At 44.3% G+C, this 12507-nt stretch carries 7 protein-coding genes; 2 read left to right on the top strand and 5 right to left on the bottom strand.

What is annotated here, in order from left to right:
• Window positions 1-19: 19 nt before the first annotated feature.
• Together AACR75_RS09110 and AACR75_RS09105 are read right to left on the bottom strand one after the other, a co-directional pair.
• Window positions 20-3160: a chitinase C-terminal domain-containing protein gene (locus AACR75_RS09110; protein ID WP_047689685.1), complete on the bottom strand. Its 3141-nt coding sequence runs from the start codon at window positions 3158-3160 to the stop codon at window positions 20-22.
• A 356-nt stretch (window positions 3161-3516) separates the two neighbouring features.
• Window positions 3517-4398, bottom strand: coding sequence for an AraC family transcriptional regulator (locus AACR75_RS09105; protein ID WP_047689683.1), 882 nt, complete (start codon window positions 4396-4398; stop codon window positions 3517-3519).
• Between the two features lie 165 nt (window positions 4399-4563).
• Here AACR75_RS09105 and AACR75_RS09100 point away from each other — a divergent pair, with 165 nt between their 5' ends.
• Window positions 4564-5712, top strand: coding sequence for an iron-containing alcohol dehydrogenase (locus tag AACR75_RS09100; protein WP_026029117.1), 1149 nt, complete (start codon window positions 4564-4566; stop codon window positions 5710-5712).
• Between the two features lie 181 nt (window positions 5713-5893).
• Here the strand turns inward: AACR75_RS09100 and AACR75_RS09095 are convergent, their stop codons facing one another.
• Genes AACR75_RS09095 through AACR75_RS09085 form a run of 3 tightly spaced genes read right to left on the bottom strand, consistent with a single transcriptional unit; the run spans window position 5894 to window position 10849 of the window.
• Window positions 5894-7162 (bottom strand): sigma-54-dependent transcriptional regulator, encoded by a 1269-nt coding sequence (locus AACR75_RS09095; RefSeq protein WP_013867894.1) that lies wholly within the window; start codon window positions 7160-7162, stop codon window positions 5894-5896.
• Complete coding sequence (locus AACR75_RS09090) at window positions 7152-9500, bottom strand: ATP-binding protein (RefSeq protein WP_047689680.1); 2349 nt, start codon at window positions 9498-9500, stop codon at window positions 7152-7154. Before AACR75_RS09090 ends, AACR75_RS09095 begins: the two co-directional genes overlap by 11 nt.
• Complete coding sequence (locus AACR75_RS09085) at window positions 9497-10849, bottom strand: ABC transporter substrate-binding protein (protein ID WP_047689678.1); 1353 nt, start codon at window positions 10847-10849, stop codon at window positions 9497-9499. Before AACR75_RS09085 ends, AACR75_RS09090 begins: the two co-directional genes overlap by 4 nt.
• Before the next feature lie 275 nt (window positions 10850-11124).
• Here AACR75_RS09085 and AACR75_RS09080 point away from each other — a divergent pair, with 275 nt between their 5' ends.
• Window positions 11125-12504, top strand: coding sequence for an MFS transporter (locus tag AACR75_RS09080; protein ID WP_026028333.1), 1380 nt, complete (start codon window positions 11125-11127; stop codon window positions 12502-12504).
• The last annotated feature ends 3 nt before the right edge of the window (window positions 12505-12507 follow it).

The raw sequence follows: 12507 nt of genomic DNA, 5'->3' as shown, positions 1-12507 counted from the left end.
ACCGATTAATCACGCTTAGTTATGGGCACGTTGTTGCATCCCAAAACCAATTTGACTGAGTCGGTGACTCCCAAACGCCGGGGTTGTTTTTGGCAATAAAACATTTCCCGTTGTAAGTCACAACATCGCCAGTTTTCACCTGTGTGGATCCGGGAACCCAAGTAATGACATTGCTAGGATTCGTGGTACCGCCAGTATCTCCACCGTCACTGCCACCAGAAGATAGGTCAGCAAGTGGAAGATCCGGTTGTTCAAACTTGAAGGCGTAATCGACACCATTAATGTTTACGCTGTAATTTGCAGGCCCAGAAATAGGGAGGTAGTAAACCATATCCAACTCATACACGCCGCCTGCGGGCAGAGCTTTCCAATTAGGTAAGCTAAACGCTACGCGGTGCATGACGCCGTCTAAACCACCGACGTTGTTGGCGCGAGTATGGCCAGAAGCAATCACCTTCAAACCACCACCAGATTGGTCTTTAGCATTATCCGGTGCAGATACGGGGATATCAAACTGGAACTCAGTACCACCTGGGATCTCTTGACCTGTGTTGTTAGTAAAGCTGATTTTCGGATTGATTGGGTAGTTTTGATCACCCACCTTAAATCCACCAACGGAGACCGCGATGTCTACGGTTTCACTGGCAATCGTTCCTGTTGCAAGCGTGTTGCCATAAGGCGTTGCCGACTTAAACTTGTCATAAATTGCTTTCGTCATGGTATTACCCATGTGGTATTCGCCATTTCCGCTTGCACAAGCTTGCTCTGTTGAATCCACTTGAGTGCGTTGACCATTAGCGTCCAATACATAACAGTTATAATCGCCTGCTAACTCCCAAAACATGATGCCGCCGATCTCTTTATCGATGACATAATCGGCTTTGGTGTTGATAGACTCTTTATCTTCAGTTGATAAGAACACCCCTTTATCGGCATTCCACAGCCAAGGCGCGACAGCAACGCTGTCGTAGTGACGTTGGTAAAGACCGACAAGTTGATCGGCAGGCTCATTCACTGGATCAAGGTTATAAGCTTGGGCGTAAGAGCCCCAAATTCCCTTCTCTAGGTTTTTGGCATGCCACATTGGGTTTGAACCTGCGCCCATCTCGTTTCCTTTCGGATCGGTGTCGTGCCACATGTTGTCAATACCCACCGCGCCGTGGCCACAGTTGTTTTTCTCACCCTCACCAGTGCCCGGAGCACATTCCGCTTGGTTAGGTAATGCCGCTCGCCCCCATAAACCATTCTCTCCACCCGTGACACCTTGCCAGCCGCGCGTGTAGTAAGGAACGCCGATGTTGATACGCCCTGCGGGCATAGAACCGCGGAAATAATGATAAGCCCAGTCAGTGTTGAGATAACCAATACCACCGTATTGAGCCGTACCATATACGTTCCACTGTGCTAACTCTGAATCTTTACCAGTGTCATACAAAGCCGCGTTGTGACCCACGTGATCATTCCATGCGCCGTGTAAGTCATAAGACATGATGTTCACATAATCAAGATACTGAGTGACATCAAACGTCTCCATACCACGCAATAGATAACCAGAAGATGGTGCTGCAATCGTCAGCATGTAATGGTGGCCATCTTGTGCCGATGCTTGATCAAGCTTCTGACGTAGTACCTTCATTAACTCTTGGTACGACGCCCATAAATAAGCACGGCGAGGTTCCATAATCGCTTTATCATCTGGATTACCTGCGCCCGCCATTGAGGTTGGATATTCATAGTCGATATCGACACCATCGAATTGATATTTACGAATCATTTCAACAGCCGATGTTGCAAATTTTTCAATACCAGCGTGGTTGATAGAGCCATCCGCGTTGGTTGTCATCGTATAAAACCCACCATCGGCGACACGGTTGCCAGCCGTATCAAAGTGCCCGCCAGTTTCAGCCCAGCCTCCGATAGAAATTAAGGTCTTAACATCAAATTTTTTCTTCGCTGTTGCCAACGCACCAAAATGTCCTTTAAAGCCTAATGCAGGATCAATCTCAACCCCTGGCCACTCTTTGCCCACTGCCGCATTATTGGCATCGTTCACATCGCCCACATTCACTTTGCCATCGGAACCTATGCTGACGAAGGCATAGTTAATGTGCGTGAGCTGCTCCCACGGGATGTCTTTTACAAGGTAAGCCGATTGCGGATCATCACCCGCACGCCAACTGGTGAAATAACCGATCACACGACGTGGATGATCCGCCCCCATGATCTCACGACCTTCCGCATCGTAAACGGTGCAATAAGGTACATTCACACCTTCGGTTTGATATAAACCATCAGGACGACAATTATTAGCTATTGGCGCGCCATTGACTGTTAAAGTCGCTAACGTGGAATCTGTCGTCGCACCAAGGTTATCAGTGGCGCGTGCAAACACCGCCAAGTTACCCGCTTTTGTCGCGGTGTATTCTAAGGCATACGGAGCACTAACAGCCGTTCCAACCAGCGTTCCCGCAACAAAGAAATCAACTTTATCGACGCTTCCATCAGTATCAGCAGCGTTTGCGGTTAAGGTGACTAAAGCCCCCACATCAACGGAAGCCGCAGAAAGCGTAATATCAACGGTTGGAGCCTGATTGCCTGGTTGTTGTGCCTCTTTCACCGTTAAGGTCGTTGCACTTTTCACGCTGGCATCACCTTTATCATCGATGGCTACAACACTGAATTCATGCTGACCAGCGGTTGCGACCCACGTGGCTTTATAAGGTGCCGTGGTGACTATACCCACAATTGCACCATCGACAGAAAACTCGACTCGAGCAACGCTGCCGTCACTATCGGTTGCGTTCGCACTTAATATTACGGTATCACCGACAGCAATCACATCTGCTGCGGAAGGTGAAGAGAGATTCGCGGTCGGTAGCTGGTTCTCACCACCGGAAGTGGCGCAAACATCCAACACTTTCCACTGGGCATAATCACCAGAAAAGTTGGCTGGATCGTTACCTTGAGTCCAATAGTTGGCTTGGTAGGCGGTACCACTGTGCTGAACCTTGTTACCGCCAGTATAAACTTTTGACGATTCCCAAGGGCTTAGTATCGTGCAATCAACGGCTGCATAGCTGTTAAAAGCCATCAAGCAAGAGGCCGTTAAAGTGCTCAGTGTAAAAACACCCTTTGCCACTGTCCTGTTGTTTAAATGCATAGCTGCTCATTCCTTAAGTTATTGTTTCACTGTAAAAAGCCTCGTATCAAGAAGAAACCAGACTTTAATTCTCACGTGAAACAACTGTAGAACAGAGCGATAAATAAGCACCTCAATTTGTTCAAATATCAAAAATCACTCGCAACAAGTTGCACTATTTCTGCAAAAGAGGCATCGTTATTTTGCATCAACAACTAATTATTGGTTAATTTTCCGATTCTAAAAAAAGCGCCGAAATCAGAACAATGTACGGACTGCCTGCCGGTTATTTAACTTACACACTATCAAAAAGAGCAAAAAATATGCAACAACACTAATTGTTACAAAAATGTAGAGTTTAACTTTATGCGCGATTTCTAACGCTGTACTCCTCTTGGGGTTTCATTAAAATGTCGCTTATATTCTCGACTAAACTGAGATGCGCTGGCATAACCAACTAAGCGAGCGGCATCGTTCACACGCTTGCCTTCCACACGAATCAGCTCTTTCGCTCTGTTAAGCCTGACTTTTTTTAAATATTGTAAAGGAGATTCTAACGTCACCAGCCTAAAGGCGTGGTGAAACGCCGAAACACTCATATTGGCTTCTTCGGCGAGCAACTGAACGGTAATGGACTGATCATATTCTTGATGTACTTTACTCAACGCTTTGGCTATCCGGGCGTAGTGCCCTTCTTGATGAGCGAGATCAAAAAGCACATAACCGTGCTCGCTGGTTAATGCCCGAAACACAATCTCCTCGACTAAGCTTTCGCCAAGCACTTTAGCTTCAAGATCATCAACCAATGCAGACATCAAACGAATCGCACTTGCTTGCATCTTTGCGCCCATTTCTACTGATTTCAGCCCGCATTTTGATTTGTCTATGCAATCAGATAAAAAACCAGAAGCCTCAAGTCGATCAACCTGTTTAAGGAGAAGTGAGTGATCGATATTAATAGTCAAGCCCAATAACGGTTCACTTTCTGACGCAAAAGCTTCGCACTCAAGTGGTAAAGGTACCCCAACAACCAAGTAATCATTAGGGCCATAATTTACGGGTTGGCTACCAATATGAATGCGTTTATGTCCTTGCCCCAACAATATGATACCGGATTGATACACAAGGGGTTGTCTACCATTACCGCGGCTGCTGCGATAAAACAATACGCTCGGCACTGCCGTTTGGTGAATACCTTCCAAATGATCTAAAGATTGTTTTTCAATGTATTGCTGCATCAGTTGCGCCAGTTTACTCATAATGCCCCCTTATCAAAACTGAAGGAAGAATACGACAATTAGAGAATTAGGCAATTAATTTCGAGAAATTGGTCTATATTGACTGGATAATTAATACTAATATGCACATCGTAAAACACTGCCTTGGAGGCGCCGCCTCCTTTTCTATAAGCAAAGGTGAGAATAATGAAATTTACTTATGTTAACCCTACTCTAATTCACTTCGGCCAAGGCCAAATCTCGGCGATCAGTCAGGCGATTCCAACTGACCAAAAAGTACTGGTGATCTACGGTGGCGGTTCGATCAAAAAAAATGGTGTTTATGACCAAGTCGTGAGTGCACTCACTGACCACCAATGGGTCGAGTTTTCAGGTGTAGAAGCAAACCCAACCAAAGAAACCTTAGATAAAGCGGTTGCTATCGTCAAAGAACAGGACATCGACTTTATTCTTGCCGTGGGTGGTGGTTCGGTTATCGATGGTTCAAAATACGTTGCCGCGGCGGCTAAGTATGATGGGGATGGCTGGGACATCATGGTGGGTAAACATCAAGTTACTGAAGCTACGCCTATCGGTGCAATTCTGACTCTGCCAGCAACCGGTTCTGAATCCAACATGGGTGCGGTCATTACCAAAGCACAAACACAAGACAAATTGGCCTTTATGGCTCCAGCGGTACAGCCTAAGTTCGCAGTGCTTGATCCAGATGTAATGAAATCACTGCCTGAGCGCCAGTTGATCAACGGTATTGTTGATGCTTGGGTACACGTCTGTGAGCAATATTTAACCTTGCCAACCAATGCAATGGTTCAAGACGGCTATGCCGAAACTTTACTTAAAAACTTGCTGGTATTGGGTCAACAATATGACCAGCGTGATAATGATGGATGGCGAGCAAACCTGATGTGGACAGCAAACCAAGCACTAAATGGCCTGATCGGTACTGGCGTTCCACAAGATTGGGCGACTCATATGATTGGTCACGAGTTCACCGCATTATGGCATGTTGATCACGCCCGTTCGCTAGCGATTGTGCAGCCTTCCCTACTGCGCAATCAACTTGAGAACAAACGCGCTAAACTTGAGCAAATGGGCAAAAATGTCTTTGGACTCAATCAAACTAGCGATCTTGCCTTACGCACAATCGATGCGATTGAAGCCTTCTACCACAGCTTGAATGTTCCAACCCAGTTTGCGGATCATAACAGTAGCAAGCAAGCGGCCATAGACGCAGTTATCGCTCAACTGAACGCACATGGAATGCTTGTTTTGGGTGAACAGCAAGCCATCACGCTTGAAAAATCACGGGAAATTTTGGAACAAGCTATCATTTAGCCTCATTTTTTAGACGAGTGAATAGTGATTTCCACATTCCAATAGCATAGATTCAGCTACATCAAGCAGCGCAATTGGGCGCTGCTTTTTTTGTACTTTTTTTGTATTGGATACTTTATGTAGCGGCCTTTCATTACCATGCCAGCATTATCAAACTGATCCACCACCTAAAATTGAAAAACTAATAACGACTTTTAAAGTCATCCTTTTCTAAACCATGTTTTTTCATTCGTAAGTAGAGCTTTTTACGCGGTACTTGCAGATAATTTGCGGCATCAGCGACGCGACCAGAATGGAGAAATAATGCATCTTCAATAATTTGCTTTTCGTAATCATCCACCAATTCATCAAGCGGTGATAAAAGATCAGACTGATTGTACAAACGCTCTTTTCCCGTCAGTTTTACAATACCTATCGCATATAATTCAGCTACATTTCTCAGCTCTCGTACATTTCCCGGCCATTGATGTGCACGCAGTAGCGACAAATAACTCAGTTCTACCGCTGGCAAAGGTTTCGCCAATTTATTACAACTCTGCTTGAGAAAATAATGGAACAAAGTAGCGATATCATCGGGACGATGTCGAAGTACAGGCACCTCTATCACGCCTTGGTTTAACAAATAATAGAGCTCTGGCTGCAACCGATTAGCCGTAATCAAGGCCTCAGGTTCCGTACCTAAAATAGCAATCACGCGCGTTCGAGCTTTGCTTAGGCGTTCTTGGTTAAGCATCCTCTGAGTCAAATAACGCTGCAATTCTTCAGAAAGTAATTCGATGTGGTCTATTAGCAATGTACCGTTTTCACTTGCATCTAATTTTTGTTCAATCTGTGCGAGCGTGGTCGCTGATGAAACGGTTAATTCCACCAGAGATGAAGCATGATTACCCTGTGTCAGTTGGTGGATGAGATATGCAATAGTATGCCGCCCAACACCCGATTCTCCACAAATAACAACATGACTGTTGAGCATTGAATACTGAGCAACATGGTGGCGAATTTGCCCCATTTGAGCGGATTTTCCGATGAGTTCGCATTTGATTGAGTTGGCCATAGCCGTTTTTTGTTGTACAAAATGACGACGAATATCGAGATTTTTCTTCACTAAGCTCAATAACTCCGCAGGATTGATTGGCTTTTCAAGAAAATCGCATGCCCCTATTTTGACCGCCTCTACCGCCATAGGAATGTCTCCGTGGCCAGTAATGACAATCACAGGAATATGCTCATCAATCGATTTAATCGCTTTAAGCAATTCAATGCCGTTCATTTGTGGCATATAGACATCAAGCAATATCACTCCAGCCCAATCAGAATGGATAAACTCACACGCTTTGGTGGGGTTAAGAAGTGCTTTTGATGGCAAATTAGCTATCGACATAAGATGAGAATATGAGTCAAGGACATCTTGGTCATCATCAATCAATAAAACAGAATAATTATGATTCATAAGGCAACTCCAGCACGACCATTGCACCTCGGCTGACTGTCGAGGCAAGATAAATTTGACCCTTTATTTTTCCTATGAGCGAGCGGCAAATATTCAGCCCTAAGCCCAACCCTACTTCTTTGGTCGTGGTAAAGGGCGTAAAGAGTTTTTCAACGACATCATGAGCAAATCCAGCCCCTGAATCGCATACTGCAACAACGTGATGCGTTGGCGTACTCGACAGCAATATCACGTCAACTTTTTTGTGCTCACATCCCACAACCGCTTCACAGCCATTTACCAACAAATTAATCAATACCTGTTCCAAGCCGATTTGATCTGCAATGACTTGAATTGGTTGATGAATATGGCTTTGCAATACTATTTGTTGACGTTTCGCTTTCGTTTCAACCAACAACATAGCCTGACCGATAACATCAGTAATCAAGACAGGGGTAAGGGTTTCATCACTGCTACTTTTACGAGAAAAATGACGTAGCCCATTGATGATTTTGCCCATTCGCTCTGTTAAATGTTCAATATGATCGATGGAATGTCTGATTTGCTCTGTTTTCTTCTGCTCTAAAGCAAGGTTTACGCTATAGAGATAAGTCGACATTGCGCTTAATGGTTGATTCAATTCGTGCGCTAAACTGGTCATCGTTTGCCCGACCACCGCCATTTTAGCGGCTTGTACTAACTCACTTTGTGTTTTTTTAAGATGGTTTTCGGTCCGGTGGTGCTGCTCAATTTCAGCGAGTAACTGATGATTTTTTTCACGTAATGAATGAGTTTTTGCTCGAACTCGCTCTTCTAATAATCGATTAGCGTGCTCTTGATCGGTAACATCCGTAATCGTGATGATAACTTTATCGCTTAAACCGTGGGTATACTTACGTAAATACAAGCGCAAGTAATAAGGTTTATCCACATCGCCTAACGATAGCGTAATGACATCTGCACCATTTTCGATCAACTTAGCCTCTGGGTTAAACAGTGCTTGCAACTGCGATTGAGTTGACGTTGAAAAACAGAGCCAAAAGGCTTTCGGGTCCTCATTCTGGTCTATATTCAAGCGAACACGAGCGCTTAAGTTAGCCGATTCAATATAACCATCCAAATCACAAGTGATTAAACTCGCTTGCGTATTGTTAATCAAACTCAGTGCGTTGGTTCGGTCCATTTCCTCCACTTTTTTACCATACTGAACCAATTTTTCACTGATCCGGCCAATTTCATCTCTGCCGTCTACCACAATAGGGTGTGAAAGATCGTTATGAATGATGGCATCTAAACTGTCGCTAAGGCGGTTAAGTCGGCCCACAATCCGACGATTGATGAAATAGTAAGTCAAAAACAAACTGATAATGATCGATAAGCTAAAGCAGACAAACAGAATACGGTTACCATGAGAAACCAGTTCCGTGGTCTCTTTTTTCGCTTGAACAAACGACTCATCGGCGTTGGCTACCAACATCGCAATATCAGTATGTTGGTGGAGAAGCTGTTGCTGAACTTCAGCTCGAATATCATCAAGCTGAGCATTTAAACGCACCATAGAACGTAAGTTTTGATGGAAAGAGCCATTCAAACTCAATACATCCATTAGCTCACTGAGTAATTGTTGATAGGCGATGGTTGCAGGTTGTGAAAAAATCGGTGCACTCTGTGCGTACAGTTCTTCAAGGCGGAACTGTAGTACTTTCATGCCATTATTCACTTGGCTAATATGCTTAGATTGGATGAGCTCTTTTGCGAACATAAACGTTTGAGCCTCACCATCTAAGATAGACTGGACAGCCCCTAAACTCGCAAACAGCATGTCGCTTTCATTACCTTTCATTTTACGCTCTAGCTGCCACTGTATTTCTTGGCGCAGCGGAGTCAACTCAGAACCAATATCTTGATGTAGCCATTGGATCTGCTCTTGAAGTAACTCAATTTGACGACTTTGATCAATCCGTTGCCCGACCAGAAGACCAAATTGCTCACTAAGATTACGTAGCCGTTGATACCCAGCAAGCAGCCGTTGCTGCTCGCTGTTCAATTCAATCTCACTTAATATTTTGCTGATCGTCGTTAAATTGTTATCCAAACGTTGCCGTTGCTCATCCAACTCAACTTTGTTACGCGTATTTGAGATGATTTCGATCCGTCTTTTAATTTCCGAACTACTGCTTTCGAGCAGATAACTGGCATTATATTTAGGAACACTTTTATCAAGCAGCTCGCTCACTTGATTATCTAAACTATTCCATGTTCCCCATGCGACGATGCTGACAATCGTCAACAGCAAGGTACTACAAGCAAAGGCCAAAACCAGTCTCGCGCCAATCGTGTTGTATTTCGGAAAAATCATGGCGTATCGACCCGGTCCAAGTTTTTTAGATCGGACAAAGCTTCTTCTAAGGTTAATGCCAACTGCATCTTCCAACGATGCGTCAGTTCCGCTACTTGCATAGAAATGGCGGCGGAGTGTGTCTCATACTGCACATCATCAACACTGATTTTTTGCCATGACTGATATACCACGGCTAACTCTGTTTCGGTCACAGGTAAAGAGAACACTCGAGTTTCAATATTTTCAATGAGCTTCAGAGCGGGTTCATTGTGTGCGTACTTGGTTTTAGCATGATTGATTGCGAGCCAAGTGTCTTTTAACTGAGGTAAGCGTTTGGTAATCGCAATTTCAAACAATAAGTTAACTAACTCCTCACGATGTGTAATGGATGCCATGGACAACTGTGTATATGCCTCATTAAACAGGGATTTATCGTTTATCGCATGTTTAGAAAAATCATTGCTATCCATATTCGTTTGTACCGCTTTTGACATCAATAAATCGATGAATGCCTTCGCATATTGATCATTTTCACGCAGGCTCACTTGGGCGACGTATGTGGGCATTAGGGTAAAACTTTCATCATAGCGAAATTGAACGTGCTCAAATTTTCGTTCTAATATGCTGGCATAGCTATCAATCGTTGGGCCTATCCCAAATTGCCCTTTGGCTACATAATCACTCACACCAAAACTGCGTGAGGAAATTGTCCCTAAATTTGCCCCCACGTTCAGTAAAATCCGCCACCCTTGTTGCCAACCATATTTAGCAAGAATGCTCTCGACCATTAACTGAGTAGTACCCGAACGTGTTGGGGTACTCATCGTGATGTGGTCAAAATAGATAAAATTAGCCAGATCGGTGAACGACGTAGGCGTCGGTAAATGATGTAAGCTGAGATAGTCACGATTCCATACCAAACCAGCGCCAGAATAGCCTATCGTCACGACTTTATCAGTTGGCGGTAACATGTAGGGTTTTAACCATTCTGGTGGTTGCAAATGGGCAGGTAAGGTTGCGAGCTTATTGCTATTTGCTAAATGCTGCATTAAAAAAGGCGATGAGCTCAGCACTACATCAATATTCTGGATATAACTTTTATTAAGCAGTTGAATACTCGATTGTGCTCTACGATGGACAACTTGCACATCAACACCTTGATACTGTTTGCTGAACTCTTCAATAAGAGGTAGCAAGGGTTCACGTGAAAATGTGGTCAGTATGACTAACTCATTCTCTTTTGCATAAGCGGTATTGATAGCCGCCGCTATCGATCCTAGTAGCACCATCCATTTGCACCAGCGTAATAAGGTACAAGAACGGGAAACCGCTTTTAAATCACAAAACCCTAAAAATTGTGCGTTCACTCAAAACTCTACCGTTTAGCTAAAAATAAATTATTAAACATTTGTGTCAGTTATGACGCAAAACAGCGTATTACAATTTCAATTTTATCAGCAAAACATAATTTACCCTTCGCTGAATTCCCATTTTTGACCCATTCACACTCTCAATTTGAGTCATTTCTGCCTCAAATTGGCACTTTTGAGCCCCATACCCATTTGTTTGAAGATGCATTCCGACAACGAAACAACCCTATTTAGTAATAACCCTATTTAGTATTTGATGAATGGAGAGCTCCATGCTTAACTTTTTTAAAACTCGCCCAGATCTACCGCTATCGGATAGCTCTGAGGGCGCAATGCAATCGCGTTTCAAAAGTTTTCAATGGCAAGTATTCTTAGGCTTAGTCTTTGGATACGCCATGTTCTATGTGGTTCGTATGAGTTTAGGTGTCGTTAAAAAACCGATGCTTGATGCGGGCATCGTATCGATAGAAGAACTCGGGATCATGGGATCAGCCTTCTTCTTCACCTACGCATTTGGTAAGTTTTCGAACGGTTTCCTTTCTGACTACGCCAACATCGGCCGATTTATGTCGTTCTCACTACTGCTTTCCGGTGCCACTGCCATATTCATGGGGTTGAACACCACGGCATTCTTCTTTGTGTTACTTTGGGCCGTCAATGGTTGGTTCCAATCGGTGGGTTCTGCGCCTTCTTGCGTCTCGCTTTTCCAATGGTTCTCACCTAAACAACGCGGAAGCCGTTATTCAATTTGGGGAGGATCTCGAAATATCGGCGAAGGCATCACTTGGATTCTAACAGCAACGCTAGTGAGTTATTTAGGCTGGCAAGCAGGTTTCATCGGTGCGGGCATTGCTGCCATCATCGCTGCATTGATTATGTTCTTTGTACTGAAAGATCGTCCGCAAACCTATGGTTTACCTGATGTTGCAACAGCATTTGGTGAAGAGCCCGAGTTCAAAAAAGCCAACGATCCAAAGGAAACACGTCGCGCTCAACTGTTCATTTTGAAGCAGCCGACTGTCTGGCTGATTGCCGCTGCTTGTGCCGCGATGTATATCTCTCGCTATGCGATGTCTTCTTGGGCGGTATTATACCTACAAGAAACCAAAGGCTACTCACTGATTGATGCTGGTTTTGCAATGTCCACTTACCCTATTGCAGGCCTCGCGGGCGCTATTTTGTCTGGTATCATTTCAGATAAAGTATTCAACGCTAACCGTCATATCCCAACGCTACTTTACGGATTTGCCAACATTGCAGGTATGTGCTTGATGTTCTTCGGCCCCGATAACCGTATGGTAGATGCTGTTGCTCTAGGCTTAATTGGTTTTGCGATTGGTGGGCTTGTCGTATTTCTTGCTGGCCTAACGGCTTGTGACTTAATGCCTAAAAATGCCGTCGGTGCCGTAAAGGGCTTTATTGGTTTGTTCTCTTACTTAGCCGCTTCGGCTCAAGAACTGGTGTCTTCATCACTGATTAAAATGACGGAAGTGGATGGCGTAACCAAATATGACTTTACTCAAGCACAATATTTCTGGTTGGCCGCTGGCGTGATTTCTTTACTGCTTGCGACTACGGTATGGAATGCCAAGAAAGTAACGGATATTGATGCTCCTACGGGCCAGATACTGGAAACGAAACCAAGTCTCTAATCT

Origin of the sequence: Vibrio sp. ZOR0018 (assembly GCF_963865925.1) — a bacterium.
GTDB classification, from domain to species: domain Bacteria; phylum Pseudomonadota; class Gammaproteobacteria; order Enterobacterales; family Vibrionaceae; genus Vibrio; species Vibrio anguillarum.
This window is presented reverse-complemented; position numbering and strand designations above follow the sequence as displayed.

Bases quoted from the DNA above. Each gene is read 5' to 3' on its own strand.
- AACR75_RS09110 (WP_047689685.1), bottom strand. From the start codon at position 3,160: ATGCATTTAAACAACAGGACAGTGGCAAAGGGTGTTTTTACACTGAGC.
- AACR75_RS09105 (WP_047689683.1), bottom strand. From the start codon at position 4,398: ATGAGTAAACTGGCGCAACTGATGCAGCAATACATTGAAAAACAATCT.
- AACR75_RS09100 (WP_026029117.1), top strand. From the start codon at position 4,564: ATGAAATTTACTTATGTTAACCCTACTCTAATTCACTTCGGCCAAGGC.
- AACR75_RS09095 (WP_013867894.1), bottom strand. From the start codon at position 7,162: ATGAATCATAATTATTCTGTTTTATTGATTGATGATGACCAAGATGTC.
- AACR75_RS09090 (WP_047689680.1), bottom strand. From the start codon at position 9,500: ATGATTTTTCCGAAATACAACACGATTGGCGCGAGACTGGTTTTGGCC.
- AACR75_RS09080 (WP_026028333.1), top strand. From the start codon at position 11,125: ATGCTTAACTTTTTTAAAACTCGCCCAGATCTACCGCTATCGGATAGC.